At 69.7% G+C, this 21,390-nt stretch carries 18 protein-coding genes; 4 read left to right on the top strand and 14 right to left on the bottom strand.

The window, feature by feature from the left end:
• The first annotated feature begins 2 nt into the window (after positions 1 to 2).
• From zwf to pgl, 3 genes are read left to right on the top strand one after another with little or no spacing between them, the layout of a single operon-like run.
• A complete protein-coding gene (gene zwf / locus OG430_RS36665; RefSeq protein WP_327356958.1) occupies positions 3 to 1,541 on the top strand; it encodes a glucose-6-phosphate dehydrogenase in 1,539 nt (512 codons plus the stop codon).
• A complete protein-coding gene (gene opcA, locus OG430_RS36660; protein ID WP_327356957.1) occupies positions 1,538 to 2,584 on the top strand; it encodes a glucose-6-phosphate dehydrogenase assembly protein OpcA in 1,047 nt (348 codons plus the stop codon). The genes zwf and opcA overlap by 4 nt, the downstream gene beginning before the upstream one ends.
• 7 nt (positions 2,585 to 2,591) lie before the next feature.
• Positions 2,592 to 3,377, top strand: a complete 786-nt coding sequence (pgl, locus tag OG430_RS36655; protein ID WP_327356956.1) for a 6-phosphogluconolactonase — start codon at positions 2,592 to 2,594, stop codon at positions 3,375 to 3,377.
• Between the two features lie 47 nt (positions 3,378 to 3,424).
• Here the strand turns inward: pgl and OG430_RS36650 are convergent, their stop codons facing one another.
• Positions 3,425 to 3,988, bottom strand: coding sequence for a hypothetical protein (locus tag OG430_RS36650; protein ID WP_327356955.1), 564 nt, complete (start codon positions 3,986 to 3,988; stop codon positions 3,425 to 3,427).
• Between the two features lie 62 nt (positions 3,989 to 4,050).
• Complete coding sequence (locus tag OG430_RS36645; protein WP_327356954.1) at positions 4,051 to 5,451, bottom strand: MFS transporter; 1,401 nt, start codon at positions 5,449 to 5,451, stop codon at positions 4,051 to 4,053.
• Positions 5,452 to 5,575: 124 nt separating this feature from the next.
• Here OG430_RS36645 and OG430_RS36640 point away from each other — a divergent pair, with 124 nt between their 5' ends.
• The gene (locus OG430_RS36640) at positions 5,576 to 6,493 is read left to right on the top strand and encodes a LysR family transcriptional regulator (protein WP_327356953.1); all 918 of its coding nucleotides are present in this window, start codon (positions 5,576 to 5,578) and stop codon (positions 6,491 to 6,493) included.
• Here OG430_RS36640 and OG430_RS36635 read toward each other — a convergent pair.
• From OG430_RS36635 to uvrC, 12 genes are all read right to left on the bottom strand, one after another.
• Positions 6,478 to 6,969 (bottom strand): DUF2087 domain-containing protein, encoded by a 492-nt coding sequence (locus OG430_RS36635; protein ID WP_327356952.1) that lies wholly within the window; start codon positions 6,967 to 6,969, stop codon positions 6,478 to 6,480. The two genes, OG430_RS36640 and OG430_RS36635, sit on opposite strands and share 16 nt — an antisense overlap.
• Positions 6,970 to 7,064: 95 nt before the next feature.
• Complete coding sequence (gene pgi, locus OG430_RS36630) at positions 7,065 to 8,717, bottom strand: glucose-6-phosphate isomerase (protein ID WP_327356951.1); 1,653 nt, start codon at positions 8,715 to 8,717, stop codon at positions 7,065 to 7,067.
• 211 nt (positions 8,718 to 8,928) lie between these two features.
• Positions 8,929 to 9,264: an RNA polymerase-binding protein RbpA gene (locus tag OG430_RS36625; protein WP_003957010.1), complete on the bottom strand. Its 336-nt coding sequence runs from the start codon at positions 9,262 to 9,264 to the stop codon at positions 8,929 to 8,931.
• A gap of 174 nt (positions 9,265 to 9,438) precedes the next feature.
• Positions 9,439 to 9,669, bottom strand: a complete 231-nt coding sequence (secG, locus tag OG430_RS36620) for a preprotein translocase subunit SecG (protein WP_327359384.1) — start codon at positions 9,667 to 9,669, stop codon at positions 9,439 to 9,441.
• A gap of 188 nt (positions 9,670 to 9,857) precedes the next feature.
• Positions 9,858 to 10,646, bottom strand: a complete 789-nt coding sequence (gene tpiA / locus OG430_RS36615; protein ID WP_327356950.1) for a triose-phosphate isomerase — start codon at positions 10,644 to 10,646, stop codon at positions 9,858 to 9,860.
• Between the two features lie 6 nt (positions 10,647 to 10,652).
• Positions 10,653 to 11,864 (bottom strand): phosphoglycerate kinase, encoded by a 1,212-nt coding sequence (locus tag OG430_RS36610; protein WP_327356949.1) that lies wholly within the window; start codon positions 11,862 to 11,864, stop codon positions 10,653 to 10,655.
• A gap of 126 nt (positions 11,865 to 11,990) precedes the next feature.
• A complete protein-coding gene (gap, locus tag OG430_RS36605; protein ID WP_327356948.1) occupies positions 11,991 to 12,995 on the bottom strand; it encodes a type I glyceraldehyde-3-phosphate dehydrogenase in 1,005 nt (334 codons plus the stop codon).
• A gap of 185 nt (positions 12,996 to 13,180) precedes the next feature.
• Complete coding sequence (locus tag OG430_RS36600) at positions 13,181 to 16,129, bottom strand: M14 family zinc carboxypeptidase (RefSeq protein ID WP_327356947.1); 2,949 nt, start codon at positions 16,127 to 16,129, stop codon at positions 13,181 to 13,183.
• A gap of 189 nt (positions 16,130 to 16,318) precedes the next feature.
• Positions 16,319 to 17,308, bottom strand: a complete 990-nt coding sequence (gene whiA, locus OG430_RS36595; protein ID WP_327356946.1) for a DNA-binding protein WhiA — start codon at positions 17,306 to 17,308, stop codon at positions 16,319 to 16,321.
• Positions 17,299 to 18,306: a gluconeogenesis factor YvcK family protein gene (locus OG430_RS36590; RefSeq protein ID WP_327356945.1), complete on the bottom strand. Its 1,008-nt coding sequence runs from the start codon at positions 18,304 to 18,306 to the stop codon at positions 17,299 to 17,301. The genes whiA and OG430_RS36590 overlap by 10 nt, the downstream gene beginning before the upstream one ends.
• A gap of 5 nt (positions 18,307 to 18,311) precedes the next feature.
• Positions 18,312 to 19,298, bottom strand: a complete 987-nt coding sequence (gene rapZ, locus OG430_RS36585) for an RNase adapter RapZ (RefSeq protein WP_327356944.1) — start codon at positions 19,296 to 19,298, stop codon at positions 18,312 to 18,314.
• Positions 19,295 to 21,361 (bottom strand): excinuclease ABC subunit UvrC, encoded by a 2,067-nt coding sequence (gene uvrC, locus OG430_RS36580; RefSeq protein ID WP_327356943.1) that lies wholly within the window; start codon positions 21,359 to 21,361, stop codon positions 19,295 to 19,297. The genes rapZ and uvrC overlap by 4 nt, the downstream gene beginning before the upstream one ends.
• Positions 21,362 to 21,390: the final 29 nt, after the last annotated feature.

The following is a 21,390-nucleotide window of genomic DNA, read 5'->3' as shown; positions in this document are numbered from 1 at the left end:
ACTTGACCCCCGTTTCCGCAAGCGGCGCAAACCCGCTGCGTGACGCACTGGACCGACGGCTCCCGCGTATCGCGGGGCCGTCGGGCCTGGTGATCTTCGGCGTCACGGGCGATTTGTCCCGTAAGAAGCTGATGCCTGCCGTGTACGACCTGGCCAATCGCGGCCTGTTGCCGCCGGGCTTCTCGCTCATCGGCTTCGCGCGCCGCGAGTGGCAGGACGAGGACTTCGCGCAGGAAGTCCACGACGCCGTCAAGGAGCATGCCCGCACCCCCTTCCGCGAGGAGGTCTGGCAGCAGCTGGTGCAGGGCTGCCGGTTCGTACAGGGCGACTTCGACGACGACAACGCCTTCGAGACGCTGAAGGCGACCATCGAGGAGCTCGACAAGGCACAGGGCACGGGCGGCAACTTCGCCTTCTACCTGTCGGTGCCGCCGAAGTTCTTCCCGAAGGTCGTCCAGCAGCTCAAGGAGCACGGCCTGGCCGACCCGAAGGAAGGCGCCTGGCGCCGCGCGGTCATCGAGAAGCCCTTCGGCCACGATCTCGCCTCCGCCAAGGAGTTGAACGCGATCGTGCACGAGGTGTTCGACCCGGACCAGGTGTTCCGGATCGACCACTACCTCGGCAAGGAGACCGTCCAGAACATCCTGGCGCTCCGCTTCGCCAACACGCTCTTCGAGCCGATCTGGAACCGGTCGTACGTCGACCACGTGCAGATCACGATGGCCGAGGACATCGGCATCGGCGGCCGCGCCGGCTACTACGACGGCATCGGCGCCGCCCGTGACGTCATCCAGAACCACCTGCTCCAACTCCTCGCCCTGACCGCGATGGAGGAGCCCGCCTCCTTCGACGCGGACGCCCTCGCGGCCGAGAAGACCAAGGTCCTCGGCGCCGTGAAGATCCCGAAGGATCTGGCCGCGGACACCGTGCGCGGCCAGTACGCGGCCGGCTGGCAGGGTGGCGAGAAGGTCATCGGCTACCTCCAAGAGGACGGCATCGACCCCAAGTCGAAGACCGACACCTACGCCGCCGTGAAGCTGGAGATCGACAACCGCCGCTGGGCGGGCGTGCCGTTCTACCTGCGTACCGGCAAGCGTCTGGGCCGTCGCGTCACCGAGATCGCGGTCGTCTTCCAGCGCGCCCCGCACTCCCCCTTCGACCACACCGCCACCGAGGAGCTGGGGCAGAACGCCCTGGTCATCCGGGTGCAGCCGGACGAGGGCGTGACCATGCGGTTCGGCTCGAAGGTGCCGGGCACCTCGATGGAGGTGCGGGACGTCTCCATGGACTTCGCGTACGGCGAGTCCTTCACGGAGTCCAGCCCGGAGGCGTACGAACGCCTCATCCTCGACGTCCTGTTGGGCGACTCGAACCTCTTCCCGCGCACCGAGGAGGTCGAGCGCTCCTGGGAGATCCTCGACCCGATCGAGCAGCACTGGGACACGCACGGCAAGCCCGCCCAGTACCCGTCCGGGACCTGGGGACCTGTCGAGGCGGACGAAATGCTCGAACGAGACGGACGGAGCTGGCGTCGGCCATGAAGATCGACCTTACGGACACCACGGCCAGCAAGATCAACAAGGCCCTCGTGCAGGGCCGCCGGGCCATCGGCTCGCCGGCCGTCGGCATGGTGCTCACCCTGGTCATCGTCACGGACGAGGAGAACGCCTACGACGCCCTGAAGGCGGCCGGCGAGGCATCGCGCGAGCACCCCTCGCGCAAGCTGGTCGTCATCAAGCGGGTCTCCCGTTCTCCCCGTGACCGCACCAACTCGCGCCTCGACGCCGAGGTACGGGTGGGCGCGGACGCGGGTACCGGCGAGACGGTCGTCCTGCGGCTGTACGGCGAGGCCATCAACCACGCCCAGTCCGTGGTGCTTCCGCTGCTCCTGCCGGACGCGCCGGTCGTCGTGTGGTGGCCGGTGAACGCGCCGATCGACCCGGCGAACGACCCGCTGGGCGCGCTCGCCCAGCGCCGGGTGACCGACACGTACGCGGCCGAGCAGCCCATCCACGAGCTGGCCGCGCGCGCGGAGACGTACACCCCGGGCGACACGGACCTCTCGTGGACCCGGATCACCCCGTGGCGGTCCATGCTGGCCGCCGCGCTGGACCAGGTGACCTGCCAGGTCACCGCGGTCGGGGTGGAGGGCGAGGAGTACAACCCGAGCGTCGAGCTGCTCGCCATGTGGCTGGCGGACCGCCTCGGTGTGCCGGTCAACCGCAGCGTGTCCACCGGTCCGGGGCTGACCTCGGTCCACATGGAGACCAACTGCGGCCCGATCGTCCTCGACCGCGCCGACGGCTCGCTGGCCACGCTCTCCATGCAGGGCCAGCCGGACCGCGCGGTGGCGCTGAAGCGGCGCGAGACGGCCGAGCTGATCGCGGAGGAGCTGCGCCGCCTCGACCCGGACGACACGTACGCGTCGGCGCTGAAGTTCGGCGTGGACCGGCTCGGCGAGGCCGCCGAGGTGCAGACCGTGCCCGAGACGGCTTCGGCCCCCGAGGAGGCTGCCGTTCCGGCGAAGAAGGCGGCCAAGTCCCCCGCCAAGAAGGCGACTTCGAAGGCGGCGGCAGCGAAGTGAGTACGTCATGACCTCGTCCCCGCAGCTCGTCGTCCACCGCGACAAGGAGCTGATGGCCCAGGCCGCCGCGGCCCGCCTGATCACCAAGATCGTGGACGCCCAGGCGGCCCGTGGCTCGGCCTCGGTCGTGCTCACGGGCGGCCGGAACGGCAACGGCCTGCTTGCCGCGCTCGGTTCGTCCCCCGCGCGGGACGCGATCGACTGGGCCCGGCTCGACCTGTGGTGGGGCGACGAGCGGTTCCTGCCCGAGGGCGACCCGGACCGCAATGTCACCCAGGCCCGCGAGGCGCTGCTCGACTCGGTGCCGCTGGACCCTGCCCGGGTGCATGCGATGCCGGCGTCGGACGGCGCGTACGGCAACGACGCGGATGCGGCGGCGGAGGCGTACGCGGCCGAACTCGCGGGCGCCGCACGGCCGGAGAACCACGCGGAGGTCCCGTCCTTCGACGTGCTCCTCCTCGGCGTCGGCCCCGACACCCACGTGGCCTCGCTGTTCCCCGAGCACCCCGGCGTCCGGGAGACCGAGCGCATGGTGATCGGCGTGCACGGCGCACCCAAGCCCCCGCCCACCCGCATCTCCCTCACGCTGCCCGCGATCCGCGCGGCACGTGAGGTGTGGCTGCTCGCGGCGGGCGAGGACAAGGCGAAGGCGGCGGCGATCGCACTGTCGGGCACGGGCGAGATCCAGGCCCCGGCGGCGGGCGCGTACGGCCGCGTCCGGACGCTGTGGCTGCTCGACTCGGCGGCGGCCTCGCAGCTGCCGTGGGATCTGTATCCGCCTGCTTCACCCTGACCGGACACACCGGTTGACGGCCCGGCCCGCTCAGGCGGACCGGGCCGTCATGCTTTCAGCGGCTGGAGTGACCAGGCGACGAGGCAGTCCACCTCGATCAGTCCGGGGCCGGGCACCTTCAGCGTGCCCCTGAAGGGCCCCTCGCCGACGTAGCGCACCTCTTCGCGCCGGGCACCGCTGAGCGCACAGTGGTGCACACGGGCATAGCCCTTCCCCACCTCCAGGGCCAGCTCGGCCGGACCACCGCTCCACCTCAGCACATCCGGGTGACTGCCGCGGACCGGGTCCTCGCCGGTCAGCTCGCGGATGCCGTCCCCGGGGCGGAAGCCCAACTTCCAGCGGACGATCCCCGCGCTGTTGGAGGGAGGTGAGATCTTCACATGCGTGTACTCGCGCGGTACGACGGCCCGCAGGCGTTCACCGCTGAAGCAGACCGAGGCGAGCATGCCTCCCTGCTCGAGACTGGTGGCGGTTTCCACCAGTCCGTACACGTAGTAGTTGGAGAGCCGACTGCCCTGGATTTCCAACACGGTCGCCGTGCCGACAGGGGCGTGTGCGACGCGCACACTGCCCTTGCCCCACCCCTTGTGCGGCAGAGATATGTCATCCATGCGCGCAGTGTGCCAAAGAGCGACCAATCGGGGAGCGCTTCTGACAGCAGCTCCTCACCTGCCTACTTGATGGCGGAGACCCCGACCTTCGCAACCGCCCGCACCCCGTCCCCGGCCCCCGAACTCAGCCTGACGGCCCCGGCCGTGGCCGTCAGAGCGAGCCCGGCCAGGAGCAGGAAGGCCGTCGCGTACGCACCCGCCGGGCTGTCCGTCACGGCCGTGCCCACATGCAGCGCCACGGTCGCGGCCGCGACCCCCAGCCCGGCGGAGAGCTGCTGTGCGGTGGCCGACAGAGCGTTGGCGTCCCGCAGTTGCCCCGGCGGCGTCTCGCTGAAGGCCAGCGTCGAATAGCCGGTGAGCGCCAGCGAGCGGGCCGCGCCACTGGCCAGCGACACCACGGCGATCAGCGCGAGCGGCGTACCGAAAGCGAGCAGGGCGCAGGCTGCCATGGTGACGGCGAGCCCCGCCGTGGAGGCGACCAACAGAGGCCGGAATCCGAACCGGTTGAGCAGATACGTCGTCGCGGGCTTGATCCCGATGTTGCCGACGAACACGAAGAGCACCACCGCACCGGACTTCACCGCACTCCAGCCGAACACCTCCTGGAAGAGCAGCGGCAGCAGGAACGGCACGGCACCCACGACCACCCAGAACAGCGACCCCCCGGTCACCGTCGCCCGGAACGAAGCGACCCGCAGCGTACGGAGGTTGAGCAGCGGGTGCGGGGCGCGCCCCAGATGACGTACGGCAAGCACCAGAGCGGCCGCGGAACCGGCGGCGAGCACCCCGACCACGCTCCATCCGGCGCCCTCGGTGAGCAGATGCGCGGTCCAGGTCAGGGCGCCGAGCCCGGTGCAGGTCAGCAGCACCCCGGCGATGTCGAGCGGCGGGGGCGCGCCCGCGGGCCCCGCCTCGATGAGCCGCCGGGCCACCGCGAAGGCCAGCACCCCGAGCGGCAGGTTGATCAGGAACATCCAGTGCCAACTGGCGTACGTGACAAGGAAACCGCCGAGCAGCGGCGCGAGGACGGGTGCGATCAGCGCGGGCCACACGATGTACGCCATGACCTTCGGAATGTCCCGCTTCTCGGTCCGCGCGAGCACGACGAGCCGTCCGACCGGCACCATCATCGCGCCGCCGGCGCCCTGCGCGATCCGCAGGGCGACCAGCGTGCCGAGGTTCTCGCTGAGGGCGCAGCCGAGCGAGGCGAGGGTGAACAGGGTGATGGCGGACAGCATCACGCGCCGTGCGCCGTAACGCGCGGTGAGCCAGCCGCTGAGCGGTATGAGGACGGCCAGGGTCACCAGATAGGCGGTGACGACCAGGCCGACGGCGGCCGGTGTGCTGTCCAGGGCGGCCGCGATCTGCGGGGTCGCGGTCGTGACGATGGTGCCGTCCAGGTTCTCCATGAAGAAGCAGCCGGCGACCAGGAGCGCGATGCTCCGCTGCCGTGAGTCGATCATGCGTGTCCCCCTCGGGTCCGAAGATGCGGGATACGCGGGCCGGGGCGGGCCCTGCGCTGCTTTCAGCCTGAGCGCTAGGATTGCTGCACACAAGTTCCGATTGGTCAGCCGAGGAGTGCATGGCATGCAGCTGCCGGACATGAATCTGCTCCCCGCCCTGGACGCCCTGCTGCGCGAGGGCAGCGTCGCGGGGGCCGCGGCCGAGCTCCAGGTGTCACCGTCGGCGATGAGCCGCACGCTGGGGCGGCTGCGTCGGGTGGTCGGCGATCCGCTGCTCGTCCCGTCGGGCCGGGGCCTCGCCCTGACCCCACGGGCCCGTGAGCTCCAGCCGCAGGTCCAGTCGGCGCTGGCCGGCGCGCTCACGGCGCTGCGTCCGCCACAGCCGGTCGAACTCGCCACGCTGGAGCGGGAGTTCATGATCCGCACGAACGACAGCATGGCCGTCTCGCTCGGCTCGGCACTGGTCGCGGAGGTCACCCGACAGGCCCCCGGGGTGCGGCTGCGGATGCTGCCGGAGGGCGACGAGAACATCTCGGACCTGCGCACCGCCATCGACCTGGACCTGGGCCCCCTGCCGCAGCCGCTGCCCCCGGACTTCCGCAGCAGCACCCTCGGTCATTGCCGGTACGTCGCCGTCACGCGCGCCGATGCCCCCTTCGCGGCCCGCCCGCTCACGGCCAAGCGCTTCGCCGCGCTGCCGCACATCACGGCGACCCGGCGCGGGCAGACCCGTACGGTGGTCGACGAGGCGCTGGCCGGACTGGGGCTGGCCCGCGACGTCCTGGCCACGGTGCCGACGTATATGACGGCGTGCCTGTTCACGCTGGACACGGACGCGCTGGCCCTCGTGCCGGAGGAGTTCGCCCACGAGGCGGCCCGGACGCTGCCGCTCACGGTCCTGGAGATCCCCCTGGAGCTGCCCACCGTCCGCGTCGACCAGACCTGGCACATCCGGGTCGACACGGATCCGGGCCACCAGTGGCTGCGCTCCCTGGTGGCCCGGCTGTACGACGAGATCAAGGCCGGTCAGGCGGCCCGCTGATAGCTGCTGCCGTCCTTGGCCCGGACGAGCAGCCCGGCTTCGGCGCAGTAGCGGCGCAGCATCGCGCTGTCGTCATGGACCGTGCGGAAGGCCGCGTTGACCTCCGGTTCGGTGTACGTCCTGGCCGCCTCGAACAACGTGTGGGTGAGGTGGGCCAGGAGGGCCTGCCGCACGGCGGGGCGCATGGGCATCGACCTCAGTCGCCCCTGCTCGAAGAACGGCTTCAACTGCTGCGGTACGTCGCCGTCCGCCTCGGTCTTCGGGGCGGCCGCGAGGGCCTTGCGGAACACCTCCGCGTCCGCCCTGAGCGTCCCGTCGGGCAGTGCCTGCACGAGTCCGGCCTTGACCAGCCGCGCGAGGTGCTTCTGTCCGGCCTTCCCGGCGGGCGCCTCGGCCGCGTCGCCGAAGCGCACGATGCTGGCGTACAGCTTGAGGCGTTCGGGATCGGCGAGGGCGGCGAGCAGCTGCTGGCTCATGACGGGCCTTCCTGGGGGTGACTGGGCCGCCTGGCAGTGTCACCCCCAAGAAGGCGGCCGCGCATCCCATTTACGGGTGCGCGGCCTCAGGAACCTCAACGACCCCGCAGCTCCCGGTACTTCGCCACCAGCGCCTTGGACGAGGCGTCCAGGCCGGGCACGTCCGCACCCTCGGTGAGCGCCGGCTCCACCCGCTTGGCGAGGACCTTGCCGAGCTCGACGCCCCACTGGTCGAAGGAGTCGATGTTCCAGATGGCGCCCTGCACGAACACCTTGTGCTCGTACAGCGCGACCAGCTGGCCGAGCACGGACGGCGTGAGCTCGCGCGCCAGGATCGTGGTCGTCGGGTGGTTGCCCTGGAACGTCTTGTGCGCGACCAGCTCCTCGGGCACCCCTTCCGCCCGCACCTCGTCCGGCGTCTTGCCGAAGGCGAGTGCCTGGGTCTGGGCGAAGAAGTTGGCCATCAGGAGGTCGTGCTGGGCGACCAGGCCCGGCAGCAGATCGGCGACCGGCTCGGCGAAGCCGATGAAGTCGGCCGGGATGACCTTCGTGCCCTGGTGGATCAGCTGGTAGTAGGCGTGCTGGCCGTTGGTGCCCGGGGTGCCCCAGACGACCGGCCCGGTCTGCCAGTCCACCGGAACGCCGTCCCGGTCCACGGACTTGCCGTTGGACTCCATGTCCAGCTGCTGCAGGTACGCGGTGAACTTGGAGAGGTAGTGGGAGTACGGCAGCACCGCGTGCGACTGCGCGTCGCGGAAGCCGCCGTACCAGACGCCCAACAGGCCGAGCAGCAACGGCACGTTGGCCTCAGCGGGGGCCGTACGGAAGTGCTCGTCGACCAGCCGGAAGCCGTCGAGCATCTCGCGGAACCGGTCAGGGCCGATCGCGATCATCAGCGAGAGACCGATCGCGGAGTCGTACGAGTAGCGGCCGCCGACCCAGTCCCAGAACTCGAACATGTTGGCCGTGTCGATGCCGAACTCCGACACCTTCTCGGCATTCGTCGACAGCGCCACGAAGTGCTTGGCCACCGCGCTCTGGTCGGCGCGCAGGCCGGTGAGCAGCCAGTCCCGCGCGGAGGTGGCGTTGGTGATCGTCTCGATCGTGGTGAAGGTCTTGGAGGCGATGACGAAGAGCGTCTCGGCCGGGTCCAAGTCCCGTACGGCCTCGTGCAGGTCGGCCCCGTCGACGTTCGACACGAAGCGGACGGTGAGGTCGCGCTGGGTGTAGGAGCGCAGCACGTCGTACGCCATCGCCGGGCCGAGGTCGGAGCCGCCGATGCCGATGTTGACGATGGTGCGGATGCGCTTGCCGGTGTGGCCGGTCCACTCGCCGGAGCGGACCTTGTCCGAGAAGGCGCTCATCTTGTCGAGCACGGCGTGCACGTCGGGTACGACGTTCTCCCCGTCGACCTCGATCACCGCGTCCCGCGCGGCACGCAGCGCGGTGTGCAGGACGGCGCGGTCCTCGGTGGTGTTGATCTTGTCGCCGCGGAACATGGCATCGCGCAGCCCGAAGACGTCCGTCGCCGCGGCCAGTTCACGCAGGAGCGTCAACGTCTCGTCGGTGACCAGGTGCTTCGAGTAGTCGATGTGCAGATCGCCGACCTGCAGCACATAGCCGGTCCCGCGCCCGGGGTCCGTCTCGAACAGTTCCCGCAGATGCGCGTCGCCCAGCTGCTCCCGATGCTTGGCGAGCGCCGCCCACTCGGGCAGTTGGTTGAGCCTGGTGCGGCTTGCTGCGTTCATCTCGGCCTTCAGCCTTCTCTCTTACCTGAGTCTGCAGAACTTCCCCGCTGCCAAGGACCAACTTAGTTGATCAGGGCGGGTTGGCGCGTTCTGTCCGCTTCCGGCAGAGGAGAGCCTCCGTCCGAGAAAAGCCGCGCAACTCCGCACAAAGGCAAGAGCCGCACAACGAGTCCGGCCGGACACCCAGGGGTGTCCGGCCGGTGTTCAACAGCTAGATTTCGCCGCGCAGTTTGGCGAGTGCCTCCGCGAGGATCGCCTCGCCGTCCGCGTCGCTGCGCCGCTCACGTACGTACGCGAGATGCGTCTTGTACGGCTCGGTGCGCGGCGGGTCCGGCGGATTGTCCCGGTCCTGACCTGCGGGGAAGCCGCAGCGCGGGCAGTCCCAGGTATCGGGGACCTGCGCGTCGCTGGCGAAGCTGGGCTGCGTCTCATGCCCGTTCGAGCACCAGAAGGAGATGCGCAGGCGGGGCGCGGACTCGCCCCGCTCGGCCTCACCCATCGGCCCCGCTCCGACCCGGCTTCCACGGATCGCGTTGCCACTTGCCACGGTCGTAACTCCCTGCGTAACGGTGCTGCACAGCGTTGCTCACCGACGGCTGCGCCGCGGGTGCCCCAGTCTACGTAAGGCCCAACGCGCGTCCAGTGATTGGAGTTACACCCCCACCCCCGAGACGTACGCCCCATATTAAGTCAGCGTAAGTCCCGTTGCGGAAAGAGGGCGTCAGCTGTCCAACTTCATTAGAAGGCCGAGCACGACAATGCAGGCGAACCAGAGCAGACCGACCACGACCGTAATGCGGTCGAGGTTGCGCTCGGCGACCGAGGAGCCGCCGACCGAGGACTGCATTCCGCCACCGAACATGTCGGACAGACCGCCGCCCTTGCCCTTGTGCATCAGCACAAGAAGCATCAGCAGGCCGCTGAAGACGAGCAGGGCGATCGAGAACCCCATAACCACGGCTGGACCAACTTCCTCGGACTTTTACGGACGAATCAAAACGAGACAAAGACTGCGGGGGCCGGGGCTCGAGAATCCGAGCCGTCCGGCCCCCGCAAGGGTACGACGTATCGCCGCCACCGCATACTCACTGCTCGCGGAACCGGGCGATCACTGGTCGATCATTGGTTCCACGCCGGTTCCTACTGGTCGCGGAACCGAACGATCTTGACGAATTCATCGGCGTCAAGAGCGGCGCCGCCGATCAGCGCGCCGTCCACGTCGGGCTGAGCCATGATCGCGGCGACATTGCCGGACTTCACGGAGCCGCCGTACTGGATGCGGACCTTGTCGGCCAGCTCCTGCGAGTACAGCTCGGCGAGCCGGCCGCGGATCGCACCGCAGACCTCCTGGGCGTCCTCGGGGGTCGCGACCTCGCCGGTGCCGATGGCCCACACCGGCTCGTACGCGATCACGATGGACTCGGCCTGCTCGGCCGGGAGGTCCTTGAGGGCGCCGTCGAGCTGGGCCAGCGTGTACTGGACCTGCTGGCCGGCCTTGCGGATGTCGAGGCCCTCGCCGACGCAGAGGATCGGGGTCAGGCCGTGCTTGTACGCGGCCTTCACCTTGGCGTTGCAGATCTCGTCGTTCTCGGCGTGGTACTGGCGGCGCTCCGAGTGGCCGATGGCCACGTAGGTGCACTTCAGCTTCGAGAGCATCGGGCCTGCGATCTCGCCGGTGTAGGCACCGGAGTCGTGCGCCGAGATGTCCTGGGCGCCGTACTTGATCTTGAGCTTGTCGCCGTCCACCAGGGTCTGCACGGAGCGCAGGTCGGTGAAGGGCGGCAGGACGGCGACCTCGACGGCCTCGTAGTCCTTGTCGGCGAGCGCGAAGGCGAGCTTCTGGACGTGGGCGATGGCCTCGAGGTGGTTGAGGTTCATCTTCCAGTTGCCCGCCATAAGCGGCGTCCGGCCCTGGCCAATAGCAGTCATGCGGGGTCAGTCCTCCAGTGCGGCAAGGCCGGGGAGCGTCTTGCCCTCGAGGTATTCGAGGGAGGCGCCGCCGCCGGTCGAGATGTGGCCGAAAGCATTCTCGTCGAAGCCCAGCAGGCGCACGGCCGCGGCACTGTCGCCACCGCCGACGACCGTGAAGGCCGGGCTGTCGAGGAGCGCCTGGGCGACGGCCTTGGTGCCCTCGGCGTAGTCGGGGTGCTCGAAGACGCCCATCGGACCGTTCCAGAAGACGGTCTCGGCGTCGGCGAGCTTCGAGGCGTACAGCTTGCGGGTCTCCGGACCGATGTCCAGGCCCTCCTGGTCGGCCGGGATGGCGTCCGCGGCGACGGTGCTCGGGTTGGCCGGGGCCTTGGTCTTCAGGTCCGGGAACTCGGTCGAGATGAGGACGTCGACCGGGAGCACGAACTCGACGCCCTTGGCCTTGGCGCGCTCCATGTACTCGGTGACGACCGGGACCTGGTCCTCCTGGAGCAGCGAGATGCCGACCTCGTGGCCGAGGGCCTTGAGGAAGGTGTACGCCATGCCGCCGCCGATGAGGATGCGGTCGGCCTTCTCCAGGAGGTGGTCGATGACGCCGAGCTTGTCGGAGACCTTGGCGCCGCCGAGGACGACGGCGTACGGCCGCTTGACCTCGTCGGTGAGCTTCTTCAGGACGCCGACCTCGGTGGCGATCAAGTAGCCCGCGGCGTGCGGCAGTCGGGCCGGGAGGTCGAAGACCGAGGCGTGCTTGCGGTGCACGGCGCCGAAGCCGTCGCCGACGTACACGTCCGCCAACTCGGCGAGCTGGTCCGCGAAGGCGCCGCGCTCGGCGTCGTCCTTCGAGGTCTCACCGGCGTTGAAGCGGAGGTTCTCGATGACGGCGACCTGGCCGTCGGCGAGGCCCTCAACGGTCGACTTGGCGGACTCGCCGACCGTGTCGGTGGCGAACTCGACCTTGGTGCCCAGGAGTTCACCGAGGCGCGCGGCGGCCGGAGCCAGCGAGAAGGCCGGGTCCGGGGCGCCCTTGGGGCGGCCGAGGTGGGAGGCGACGATGACCCGGGCGCCCGCGTCGGCGAGCGCCTGCACGGTGGGCTGCACGGCGCGGATGCGGCCGTCGTCGGTGATGGTGGTGCCGTCGAGCGGCACGTTCAGGTCGGCGCGGACGAAGACCCGCTTGCCGGCGACCCCTTCGGCGAGAAGTTCGTCGATCGTCTTCATGAGTGGCTTTCTCCTTGGAAGAGTTCCGAAAGGCCCGGAGGGCTCGCACAAGCAACAGGGGCCGGAGAGCGCTGCGTTGCGCTTCCCGAGCCCCTGTCACTCACATCGAGCTGCCTGCGGTGCTGATCAGAGCTGGCCGCCGACGAAGGTGGTGAGGTCCACCAGACGGTTGGAGTAGCCCCACTCGTTGTCGTACCAGCCGAGGACCTTGACGGTCTTGCCGTCGGCCATGGTCAGGCTGGAGTCGAAGGTGCAGGACGCCGGGGTGCTGACGATGTCCGAGGACACGATCGGGTCCTCGGTGTACACCAGGATGCCCTTGAGGTCGCCCTCGGAGGCCTTCAGGAACGCGGCGTTGACCTCGTCCTTGGTGACCTCGCGGCTCAGCTCGATGACCAGGTCCGTGATGGAGCCGGTCGGGACCGGGACGCGCATGGCCATGCCGTCCAGCTTGCCCTTGAGCTGCGGGAGGACCAGCGCGGTGGCCTTGGCGGCACCCGTGGTGGTCGGAATGATGTTCTGCGCGGCCGTGCGGGCGCGGCGCAGATCGGAGTGCGGGAAGTCCAGGATGCGCTGGTCGTTGGTGTACGCGTGGACCGTCGTCATCAGGCCCTTGACGATGCCGAAGTTCTCGTCGAGAACCTTGGCCATCGGCGCCACACAGTTGGTGGTGCAGGAGGCGTTGGAGATGACGTGGTGGTTGGCCGCGTCGTACTTGTCCTCGTTGACGCCCATCACGATGGTGATGTCCTCGTCCTTGGCCGGAGCCGAGATGAGGACCTTCTTGGCGCCACCGGCGATGTGCTTCTCGGCGTCGGCCTTCTTGGTGAAGATGCCGGTCGACTCGATGACGACGTCGACGCCCAGCTCACCCCAGGGGATGTCGGCCGGGTTGCGCTCGGAGAGCACCTTGATGGTGTGGCCGTCAGCCGTGATGGTGTCGGCGGTGTGCGACACCTCGCCCTGGAACTGGCCGAGGATGGTGTCGTACTTAAGAAGGTGCGCGGTCGTCTTGGTGTCACCCAGGTCGTTGACGGCAACGACCTCGATGTCCGCGCCCTGGGCCTTCAGTGCCCGAAAGTAGTTGCGGCCGATACGACCAAAGCCATTGATGCCTACGCGGATCGTCACGAACCGATCTCCTCGTTGGTGCGCCGGTCTGTCCGCCGGCGAGCTGTATGGGATGTCCCCGACCGCCTCCGACCCTACCTCTCCGAGGGCGTTCGAGTGACATCGAGCAGGGCCGTACGAGTACCGACGGCCCGTATCCCAGCGGGAATACGGGCCGTCGGGACTTACGTCCTGACTACGGAGAGTCAGCGCCGCAGCGAGGCAAGGGCCTTGCCCAGGAGCGCTGTGCGCTCCGCTGCGCCGGGGATGTGTTCCAGGCCGAAACCGACCAGCACACTGTCACCCGTTGTAACCGCCGCGAAGGGCTTGTAGAGCTCGCCGGTCCTGGTCCAATCTCCCGTGATGTTGGGACTTCCGGCAGGGGCGCCGGCGGCGGTCCAGGTACCCAGGGAGGCCTCGAAGCCCTCGGTCTCCCGCGCGGTGCCGCCGACGACCAGGGAGGCGTTGTCCGCGAAGACGCCGCGGCCGCCGCTGCCCGGGTCGGTGATCGAGCTGAGCGACACCTCGACCTTCTTGCCCGCGTAGGCGGCCAGGTCGAAGGAGACCTGCGTCCAGCCGTCGGACGCTCCGGTGAAGGCGTTCCAGGCGCCCGAGGTGCCGCCGGGCGTGCAGCCGTCCGCCGACCGCGTCAGATAGCGGCCGAGGAAGGGGTGGGTGCGCATGTAGAACCCGGCTCCGCACTCCTCCGGTACGGCCTGCGATGTCCTGCCGCCCTTGTCCGGGAGCGTGGTCCAGTCGTCGGCGCCCGCCGTGTGCGCCTCGAGCACCGCGTGGTCGTAGCCCGGCTCGGTGTTCCAGTTGACCGCGAACTTCAGCTCGGGCGCGTCGGCCGCGGTGACCCCGGTGAGGTCGAGGGTGCGGGTCAGCCGCTTCCAGTCGCTGTCGGCGTGGGTCGCCGAGGCCATCCCGGTGCCCTCAAAGGGCGCGTAAGGATTGGCGACTCCGGGGTATTCACCGGCCGCCGCGCTCTGGAACTGCGGGAACTGCGCGGGCGGCAGGTTGTCGGAGGTCACCGTGTAACGGCCCGCGCTGTCCAGCGGGTTGCCCTCCGCCGCGCCGATCGGCGTCTGTACGCCGCCGAGTTTGCCGGTGCCCTTGAAGGTGGTCGCTCCGGGCGCCGCGAGCCGCTCGTACGCGCCCAGGTAGTACTGCCCGAAGTCGTCGGACAGTGCCCGGCCCACGCGGACCCGGCCGCCGGCCCGTTCGCCGGCCTCGATCAGCTTGCCGCCCTCGTTGAGGTAGGCGCGCAGGGCGAGCAGGGTGGGCCCGCCGGGTGCCGGGTCGCCGGTGTAGTGCACCACCGTCTTGAAGTGGCTCAGTACGCCCAGCGGGTGCGGGGCGCCCTGGGTCGCGACGTCCCAGACGACGGCGCTGCGGCCGTTGGCCTTGAGCGCGTCGACGTACTTCTGGGCGTGCTTGGCCGCCGCGCCCTCTTCGGCGACGACGAGCGTGGAGGCCTTGGCCCGCTCGGCGACGGTGTAGGTGAAGTGCTCGCTGGCGACCTTGCCCTTCTTCGTGCGGCCCGTGTACCAGACCTCGACCTTGTCGCCGGGTTCCGCGTCCTCGATCTCGGCGCGGTACTCGTCGAAGCTGATGTTGTCCTCGCCGCCGAAGGTCTCGCCGCCCTTCCAGGCGTCCAGGTCCTCGTCATGCGTACGACCGCCGTTGATGCGGTAGTTGAGCTCCTTGTCGCGCACCGACTTGCGGACGGTCACGGCGACTTCCTGGTCGCCGCCGCGGGCGTACGAGGTGGTGATCGGGTCGACCGTGAAGTCGGGGTCGTCGATGCCGACCGGCGACGACGCCTTGTCCGGGTGGTGGGCGGTCTCGGCGACGGCCAGCGCGAACGGGATGTTCTTGGCGAACTCCTGCTGTATCAGCTTCTCGTCGTCCGGGAAGGTGAAGACGGAGGCGCAGTCCTCGGGCTTCCAGGGGTCGTTCGGGTCCAGGTTGGAGATCGTCTGGCAGGTCGACATCTCGGGGGTGAACATCGCGAGCCCGTTGACGTTGCCCGCGTGTCCGTCGGCCTCGCCGTTGGTGGTGTAGAGCTCGGAGGAGACCTGCGGGCGGTAGCCGGGGATCGCCGAGTTCTCCGGCGTACCGGCAAGTGCCTTGTAGAGCACGTCGTCCGGGGTGGGCGTGGCGACCTGCCAGCCGACGCCGTACAGGAGGAGTTCGGCCGCCGAGTGGTAGTTGATGCCGTACGTGAAGCCGATGCGCTTCTCGAACGCGTCGAGGGCCTTCGTCTCCGGCTCGGAGGACGGGCTCGCGCCGCGGTAGGTCTCCGAGGACGGATCGGGGGACGAACCCTCGTTGTCGTAGCCCCACTTGTAGGCGAAGTTGCGGTTGAGGTCGACGCCGTCCGCGGCGGTGTGCGTGCCGTCGCCGTCCACGTCGCGCATGTTCTTGCGCCACTGCCGGTCGCCGTTCGCGGCGTGCGTGTAGTCGTAGCCGTCGGGGTTGGCGGAGAGGACGAACCACAGCTCGGTCGTGTCGACCAGCTTGGTGATCCGCTGGTCCTTGCCGTAGTTGTCGAGGTAGTGGTGCATCAGGCGCCGGGTCATCTCGGGCGTGATCCACTCGCGCGCGTGCTGGTTGGACATGTACAGGACCGAGGGCTTGGCGCCGTCCTTGGACTTCTTGGCGCCCTTGCTGAGCTTGAGCGCGAGGATGTCCTGGCCCTTGACCGTCTTGCCGATGGAGACGACCTTGGTGAGGTCCGGGTGGGCCTGCCCGGTCTTGACGATCTCCTCCTTGAGGCCGCCCGCCCCGCTGTAGGGCCGGAACACCCCGTCGCCTGCGGCGGCCAGTCGCTTCTCGGCCGCGGCGGAGACCTTGTGCTCCTCCAGGTCGACGCCCTGCCGCTCCAGCTTCTTGGCCTGGCTGTCGGTGAGGTAGACCTCGACGCTCGCGGTGCCCTTCTCCGGCGCCTGCTCGGCCAGTTCATGACCGTCCTGGCCCGCCTTGAGGAGCAGGGGTATCTGCTCCTTGGTGACCTCGGCCCGGAACACCTTGACGGCGTCGGCGCCCGGATCGTCCGCCCCCGGCGCCTTCGCCTGCGCCAGTGGTGCGGCGACCAGGCCGCCCACCAGCAGAGCACCCGTAGCGAGGATTGATCTCGCTCTTCGTCTCATGAGCCCCCCTTGCAGTTGTCCGGCACGTGTGTGCGCAGACGCCAGGCTCGTGACACCGCATGATCATGTCAATACGGCGTGAGGGGTTACGGGATACACAAAAGCCGCTGGTGTCCGGACGGATCCGGACACCAGCGGCTTTTTGGTGCGTACGCCGGCCGATACGTCGGCCCTGCGCAGGCCGATCGCTCAGCCGACCATGTTGTCGGCCATCTCCTCGGTGATGCTGGACTCCGTGCCCGGAATCCCCAGGTCCTGCGCGCGCTTGTCGGCCATGGCGAGCAGCCGGCGGATCCGCCCGGCCACCGCGTCCTTCGTCAGCGGCGGGTCGGCGAGCGCGCCCAGCTCCTCCAGGGAGGCCTGCTTGTGCTCCATCCGCAGCCGGCCGGCCGCGGCCAGGTGCTCCGGCACCTCGTCGGCGAGGATCTCCAGCGCGCGCTGCACCCGGGCCCCGGCGGCGACCGCGGCCCGCGCGGAGCGGCGCAGGTTGGCGTCGTCGAAGTTGGCCAGGCGGTTGGCGGTGGCCCGCACCTCCCGGCGCATCCGGCGCTCCTCCCAGGCGAGCACCGACTCATGGGCGCCGAGCCGGGTCAGCAGGGCGCCGATCGCGTCGCCGTCCCGGACGACGACCCGGTCCACACCGCGCACCTCGCGGGCCTTGCCCGCGATCTGCAGCCGCCGGGCGGCGCCCACCAGGGCGAGGGCCGCCTCGGGACCCGGGCAGGTCACCTCCAGGGAGGAGGAGCGGCCCGGCTCGGTGAGCGAGCCGTGCGCGAGGAACGCGCCGCGCCAGGCGGCCTCCGCGTCGCAGGTCGCGCCGGAGACCACCTGCGGGGGCAGTCCCCGGATGGGACGGCCGCGGCCGTCCACCAGGCCGGTCTGGCGTGCGAGTTGATCGCCGCCGGCGACCACGCGTACGACATAACGCGAGCCGCGCCGCAGCCCGCCCGCGGCCATCACCATCAGCTCCGAGCTGTGCCCGAAGATCTCCAGGATGTCCTTCTTCAGGCGGCGCGCCGCCATCGCGGTGTCCAGCTCCGCCTCGATCACAATCCGGCCGCTCACCAGGTGCAGCCCGCCCGCAAACCGCAGGATCGACGAGACCTCGGCCTTCCTGCAGCAGGTCCGGGTGACGGGGAGCCGGGAGATTTCGTCCTTCACCGCTGCCGTCATCGCCATGGGCCGATCCTTCCATGCATCCGAAAAATACGGTCGTACGCGGCGGCCAACAGCTCCGGATCATGCTTCGGAGAACCATCGGTCCTGGCCACAGGGGCCAGCTCGACCGCGGCTCCGAGCCTCTTGGCGGCATCGGTCAAAGACTCCGGGTCGCGCACGGCTGCCTCATCGGCCAGCACCACGTCCAGGGCGAGTTTAGGGGCGTGTCGTCCCAAAACCTCCAAATGACGCTGCGGTGAGAAGCCTTCGGTTTCTCCGGGTTGTGGGGCGAGGTTGAGCGAGAGGACCTTTCGGGCCTTCGTCTCGGTGAGCGCGTCGAGCAGTTCCGGCACCAGCAAGTGCGGGATCACGGACGAGAACCAGGAGCCCGGACCGAGCACCACCCAGTCCGCGTCGCGCACCGCGGCGACCGCCTCGGGGACAGCCGGCGGGTCGTGCGGGACCAGGTGGACGGACTGCACCTCGCCCGGGGTCAGGGCCACATTGGCCTGGCCACGGATGGTGTCCACGGCGTCCGGACTGGCCTCGTCGTGCCCGCGTACCAGCGCCTGCAGCTCCAGCGGGACGGCCGACATGGGCAGCACCCGGCCCTGGGCGCCGAGCAGCTTGCCGACCAGGTCGAGGGCCTGGACGTGGTCGCCGAGCTGCTCCCAGAGGGCGACGATCAGCAGATTGCCGACCGCGTGCTCGTGCAGCTCGCCCTTGGACTGGAAGCGGTGCTGGATGACACGGGCCCAGGTCTGGCCCCAGTCGTCGTCGCCGCAGAGCGCCGCGAGCGCCTTTCGGAGGTCGCCGGGCGGCAGCACCCCGAGCTCCTCGCGGAGCCGGCCGCTGGAGCCGCCGTCGTCGGCGACGGTGACCACGGCCGTGAGGTCGCCGGTGATCCGGCGCAGCGCCGCCAGCGAGGCGGACAGGCCCATGCCGCCGCCGAGGGCGACGACCTTGGGCTGGGCGCCCCGCTTGCGGCTCAGCCGGGTCAGCCGGCTACGACGGGGCATGTGCTTCACTCACGCCCCATGTCGCGGTGGACGAGGACGGTCTCGACGCCCTCGGCGGCCAGGCGCGCGGAGAGCTTCTCCGACATGGCGACGGAGCGGTGCTTGCCGCCCGTACAGCCCACGGCGATGGTCACGTAGCGCTTGCCCTCGCGGCGGTAACCGGCGGCGATCAGCTGGAGCAGCTCGGAGTACTGGTCGAGGAATTCCTTGGCGCCCGGCTGGTTGAAGACGTAGCCCGACACCTCCTCGTTCAGACCGGTGAAGGGACGCAGCTCAGGGACCCAGTGCGGGTTGGGCAGGAAGCGGCAGTCGACCACGAGGTCGGCATCGACGGGCAGGCCGTACTTGTAGCCGAACGACATGACGGTGGCGCGCAGTTCGGGCTCTTCGTCGCCCGCGAACTGGGCGTCCATCTTGGCGCGCAGCTCGTGCACGTTCAGGCTGGAGGTGTCGATCACCAGGTCGGCGTCGCCGCGCAGCTCGCGCAGCAGGTCGCGCTCGGCCGCGATGCCGTCGGTGATGCGGCCGTCGCCCTGAAGGGGGTGCGGGCGGCGGACCGACTCGAAGCGGCGGACCAGGGCGTCGTCGGAGGACTCCAGGAAGACGATGCGCCGCGTCACGTTCTTCGACTCCAGGTCCGCGAGGGAATCCCGGAGGTTGTCGAAGAAGCGACGGCCGCGTACGTCCACGACGACGGCGATCCGCGCGACATTGCCCTGCGAGCGCGCGCCGAGCTCGACCATGGTGGGGATCAGCGCGGGCGGCAGGTTGTCGACGACGAACCAGCCGAGGTCCTCCAGGCACTTGGCCGCGGTGGAGCGGCCCGCGCCGGACATGCCGGAGATGATCACCAGCTCGGGGATGGCGGCCTCGGCCGCCTCGCCGGGCTCTATGGTCGTCCCGTTGGCCGTGGCAGGGGTGCCGTTGCTGCCGGCCGTGGTGCCGGTGCTGCCCGTACTCACCTGTGCTCCGTCCTCGTCGCGCTCGGTCATGTCTGAAGCCCCCGTTCGTCCGAGGTGCCCGCCGTCGCGGGCTCCTCCGCGGCGCCCGCCGCTGCGGGTGCCTCGTCCTCAATGATCTCTCCGGTCGCGGTGTTGACCGCAGGGGCGGCGGGTGCCGCCTGGGCGAGGGCCACGGCAATGGTCTCGGCCGTCTTGCGGCCTATCCCGGGCACCTCACAGATCTGCTCAATTGTGGCGGATCGCAGCTTTTTCACCGAACCGAAGTGCTTGATGAGTGCCTGCTTGCGTGTCTCGCCCAGTCCTGGCACGGAATCCAGGGGGCTCGCCTTGAACCGTTTGGCACGCTTGGCGCGCTGGTACTGGATGGCGAAACGGTGCGCCTCGTCTCGCACGCGCTGCAGCAGATAGAGGCCCTCGCTGGAGCGTGGCAGGACGACCGGGTCGTCCTCCTCGGGCAGCCAGACCTCCTCCAGGCGCTTGGCCAGGCCGCAGACCGCGATGTCGTCGATGCCCAGCTCGTCCAGGGCCCGCTTGGCGGCGGCGACCTGCGGCTGGCCGCCGTCGACGACGAGCAGCTGGGGCGGGTAGGCGAACTTCTTCGGACGTCCGTCGTCCTCGGGGGTCTGGGCCGGGACCTCGGTGGCACGCGCGGCGGGGTCCTGGCCGTCCTGATCGGACCACTCCCCCGTCTTCTCCTTGTCGGCGAGGTAGCGCCTGAAGCGGCGCGTGATCACCTCGTGCATGGAGCGGACGTCGTCCTGCCCCTCGAAGCCCTTGATCTCGAAGCGCCGGTACTCGCCCTTGCGGGCCAGGCCGTCCTCGAAGACGACCATGGACGCCACGACGTCGTCGCCCTGGAGGTGCGAGATGTCGAAGCACTCGATGCGCAGCGGGGCGCTGTCCAGGTCGAGGGCGGCGGCGATCTCCTCCAGGGCCCGGGAGCGGGTGGTCAGGTCGGAGGCGCGCTTGGTCTTGTGCAGGACGAGCGACTGCTGGGCGTTGCGCTGCACGGTCTCCATGAGGGTGCGCTTGTCGCCGCGCTGCGGGATGCGCAGGCTGACGTTGCTGCCGCGGCGGGTGCCGAGCCATTCCTGGACGGGCGCCAACGGCTCCGGCAGGGCGGGGACGAGCACCTCCTTGGGGACGGCGTCGCCGCTCTCCTCGCCGTACAGCTGCTGCAGGGCGTGCTCGACCAGGTCGGCCGTGGTGACCGCCTCGACCTTGTCGGTGACCCAGCCGCGCTGGCCGCGGACCCGGCCGCCGCGTACGTGGAAGATCTGGACGGCCGCCTCCAGCTCGTCCTCGGCGAGGGCGATGAGGTCGGCGTCGGTGTCGTCGGAGAGGACGAAGGCGCTCTTCTCCATGGCACGTCTGAGCGCCTCTATGTCGTCACGCAGCCGGGCCGCCCGCTCGTACTCCATCTCCTCGGCCGCCTCCGTCATCTCCTTTTCGAGACGACGCAGGTACGCGCCCGTGCGGCCGGCCATGAAGTCGCAGAAGTCCTCGGCCAGTTCACGGTGTTCCTCGGCGTCGACGCGGCCCACACAGGGTGCCGAGCACTTGCCGATGTAGCCGAGCAGGCAGGGCCGCCCGGTGCGCGCGGCGTTCTTGAAGACACCGGCCGAGCAGGTGCGTACGGGGAAAACACGCAACATGAGGTCGACGGTTTCGCGGATCGCCCACGCGTGACCGTACGGACCGAAGTAGCGCACGCCCTTCTTCTTGGCGCCGCGCATCACCTGGACCCGCGGAAAGTCCTCGTTCATGGTGACCGCGAGATACGGATAGCTCTTGTCGTCGCGGTACTTGACGTTGAACCGCGGGTCGAACTCCTTGATCCAGGTGTACTCGAGCTGCAGCGCCTCGACCTCGGTGTTCACCACCGTCCACTCCACGGACGCGGCGGTCGTCACCATGGAGCGGGTGCGCGGGTGCAGGTTCGCCAGGTCCTGGAAGTAGTTGGCGAGCCGCTGGCGCAGGCTCTTCGCCTTCCCGACGTAGATCACCCGGCGGTGCTCGTCGCGGAATTTGTAGACCCCCGGCGAGTCGGGGATCTGCCCCGGCTTGGGGCGGTAGCTGGAAGGGTCGGCCATGGGAATCACCCTACTTGCGGGGACCGACA

The sequence above is a fragment of the Streptomyces sp. NBC_01304 genome (genome assembly GCF_035975855.1).
In the GTDB taxonomy this organism is placed as follows: domain Bacteria; phylum Actinomycetota; class Actinomycetes; order Streptomycetales; family Streptomycetaceae; genus Streptomyces.
Note: the sequence above shows the minus strand (reverse complement) of the source record. Positions and strands in the feature narration are given on the sequence as shown.

What these genes read in the sequence shown, in the direction of transcription:
- opcA (WP_327356957.1), top strand. Translation starts at nt 1,538, where the DNA reads ATGAAGATCGACCTTACGGACACCACGGCCAGCAAGATCAACAAGGCC.
- pgl (WP_327356956.1), top strand. Translation starts at nt 2,592, where the DNA reads ATGACCTCGTCCCCGCAGCTCGTCGTCCACCGCGACAAGGAGCTGATG.
- OG430_RS36650 (WP_327356955.1), bottom strand. Translation starts at nt 3,988, where the DNA reads ATGGATGACATATCTCTGCCGCACAAGGGGTGGGGCAAGGGCAGTGTG.
- OG430_RS36645 (WP_327356954.1), bottom strand. Translation starts at nt 5,451, where the DNA reads ATGATCGACTCACGGCAGCGGAGCATCGCGCTCCTGGTCGCCGGCTGC.
- OG430_RS36640 (WP_327356953.1), top strand. Translation starts at nt 5,576, where the DNA reads ATGCAGCTGCCGGACATGAATCTGCTCCCCGCCCTGGACGCCCTGCTG.
- OG430_RS36635 (WP_327356952.1), bottom strand. Translation starts at nt 6,969, where the DNA reads ATGAGCCAGCAGCTGCTCGCCGCCCTCGCCGATCCCGAACGCCTCAAG.
- pgi (WP_327356951.1), bottom strand. Translation starts at nt 8,717, where the DNA reads ATGAACGCAGCAAGCCGCACCAGGCTCAACCAACTGCCCGAGTGGGCG.
- secG (WP_327359384.1), bottom strand. Translation starts at nt 9,669, where the DNA reads ATGGGGTTCTCGATCGCCCTGCTCGTCTTCAGCGGCCTGCTGATGCTT.
- tpiA (WP_327356950.1), bottom strand. Translation starts at nt 10,646, where the DNA reads ATGACTGCTATTGGCCAGGGCCGGACGCCGCTTATGGCGGGCAACTGG.
- OG430_RS36610 (WP_327356949.1), bottom strand. Translation starts at nt 11,864, where the DNA reads ATGAAGACGATCGACGAACTTCTCGCCGAAGGGGTCGCCGGCAAGCGG.
- OG430_RS36600 (WP_327356947.1), bottom strand. Translation starts at nt 16,129, where the DNA reads ATGAGACGAAGAGCGAGATCAATCCTCGCTACGGGTGCTCTGCTGGTG.
- whiA (WP_327356946.1), bottom strand. Translation starts at nt 17,308, where the DNA reads ATGGCGATGACGGCAGCGGTGAAGGACGAAATCTCCCGGCTCCCCGTC.
- OG430_RS36590 (WP_327356945.1), bottom strand. Translation starts at nt 18,306, where the DNA reads ATGCCCCGTCGTAGCCGGCTGACCCGGCTGAGCCGCAAGCGGGGCGCC.
- rapZ (WP_327356944.1), bottom strand. Translation starts at nt 19,298, where the DNA reads ATGACCGAGCGCGACGAGGACGGAGCACAGGTGAGTACGGGCAGCACC.
- uvrC (WP_327356943.1), bottom strand. Translation starts at nt 21,361, where the DNA reads ATGGCCGACCCTTCCAGCTACCGCCCCAAGCCGGGGCAGATCCCCGAC.